Source organism: Methanocalculus sp. (assembly GCF_029762515.1).
Classification (GTDB): domain Archaea; phylum Halobacteriota; class Methanomicrobia; order Methanomicrobiales; family Methanocorpusculaceae; genus Methanocalculus.
On record NZ_JARVGN010000443.1, the window covers coordinates 1 to 1,777 of the forward strand.

Sequence of the window (1,777 nt, forward strand, 5' to 3'; positions counted from 1 at the left end):
TCATAGGCACTCTTGACACTTTCCCCCTCTTCTTTCCACGCACTGTTATCAAAGACAAAGGTGTTATCCGCTTCATTCACCAGTGTCGCCAGGCTGCGTGCAGCATTGTAGGAGTAGAGACGCCCTTCTTCCGGTGCCGGGATCATCGCAAGAGCATAGACTGGTTCACGGTAGATGCGTTTTAGGTGCCGGCAGAGAACGGGCGTCCCACCTGAACCGGTTCCGCCACCAAGCCCGGCAACAACGATAAACGCATCGATATCATGAGTTCCCCGGGTATCAATTGCATTGATGATCGTATCAATCTCATCAGCGGTGATCTTTGCACCGGTGACATTATCTGTCCCCACACCATGCCCTTTGACCACCGTCTGACCAATGAGAAGACGATCCTTCATATCGATGTTCTGCAGGCCAAGAAGATCTGTCCGTGCAGAATTTACAGCTATTCCACGAAAACTGCTATTCTGAAGTTTTTTGTCATGCGCGAGGAACATATCGACGATCTTTCCCCCGGCCTGTCCAAATCCAATAAAAAATACCCGCATTGTATTGACACCTGTCACGTAAATGAATATAATCGTAGTATCCGCAATATATAAGAGAATTTCGAAAATAATCCAGAATATCCGTATTGGATCTATAATCAGAACGTATATTCGAAGATGTCGGGCATATGATTACCACCCATTCGGTGGATTCGGTGCAGTCGGGTTTCACCGGTTCCTCATCGAAAGAACTGGGGAAAAGGAAACCTTTTAAAAGATGGACAAGAGGGCAATAGCAAAAAGCGCACAGATTTGTCATATTTTTAACAGGAATAATTCCGTCCATTTCAAACCTGCTCAATAGAAAAGAGATTATTGGACCCAATTATTAAAATTAAGCTCAATTTATCCATATTATCTTTCAAAGCATTAATAAATAGAGAGTGTTCAGGTAGAGTGGAGCAGTTTCATTCGCTTCGGTGTGGTAATATGATCGATCAATTTTTTGAAGGAAATAAAGTTTTTATCAGAGAAGATTTCGAAAAAGACAGGAAACGATATGATAATCTTGCACAATCCCAAAGCCCGAAAACCCTCTGGATTGGATGTGCCGACTCACGTATCGATCCCGAGCGAATCACTCATGCAAAAGCGGGCGAGCTCTTTGTCCATCGAAACATAGCAAATATTGTTCCTCTTCAGGACTGGAACTTTGCTAGCGTCCTTGAATATGCTGTTGCACACCTCAAGGTCGAGAATATTGTCATCTGCGGCCATTCTGAATGCGGAGGTATCAAGGCCCTCGATAAAGAGATGCAGGATTCATATATCCCCCTCTGGATCAATAATGCTCGTGAGGCACAGATCAGGGTCGATGCAAAAATCTCCCCCCCAAAGAACGCAGAGGAAGAAAAGAGGCGGCTGACAGAGATCGAAAAAGAGAATGTTCGTCTCCAGATAGAGCATCTCAGAACATACCCGATCGTAAAAAAGGCAGAAGAAGAAAATAAGGTGGGGATACACGGTCTCTATTTCTATCTTGAGACCGGAGTACTTGAAGAGCTCAGATAGAGGAGTTCTTCAACTCTTTTTCAATCTCCGCTCTGATTAAAGGGAGGGATATCCGGCCGATCGGGGTTACTCGGCCATTTATCAGGATAATTGGAAGAGGGGGCTGGTATTCCTCAATGATTGTTCGAATTCTTTGTGGCACCCCATCATCGATGCAGGTGAGTTGAAGTGAGACAGTACCGCCATACTCCTTCTTCAGCGCCTTTTTGAGCGCCGAT

Annotated in this window: 1 protein-coding gene and 2 pseudogenes; 1 reads left to right on the plus strand and 2 read right to left on the minus strand. The window is 45.0% G+C overall.

What is annotated here, in order from left to right:
* A pseudogene (locus QCH34_RS11950) lies at positions 1 to 548 on the minus strand (cell division protein); the annotation flags it as partial.
* A gap of 429 nt (positions 549 to 977) precedes the next feature.
* Here QCH34_RS11950 and QCH34_RS11955 point away from each other — a divergent pair.
* Positions 978 to 1,559 carry a carbonic anhydrase gene (locus QCH34_RS11955; protein WP_300334468.1) on the plus strand — a complete coding sequence of 194 codons (582 nt, stop codon included), beginning with the start codon at positions 978 to 980 and terminating at the stop codon, positions 1,557 to 1,559.
* Here the strand turns inward: QCH34_RS11955 and QCH34_RS11960 are convergent.
* A pseudogene (locus QCH34_RS11960) lies at positions 1,552 to 1,777 on the minus strand (hypothetical protein); the annotation flags it as partial. The gene QCH34_RS11955 and the pseudogene QCH34_RS11960 sit on opposite strands and share 8 nt — an antisense overlap.

Bases quoted from the DNA above. Each gene is read 5' to 3' on its own strand.
- QCH34_RS11955 (WP_300334468.1), top strand. From the start codon at position 978: ATGATCGATCAATTTTTTGAAGGAAATAAAGTTTTTATCAGAGAAGAT.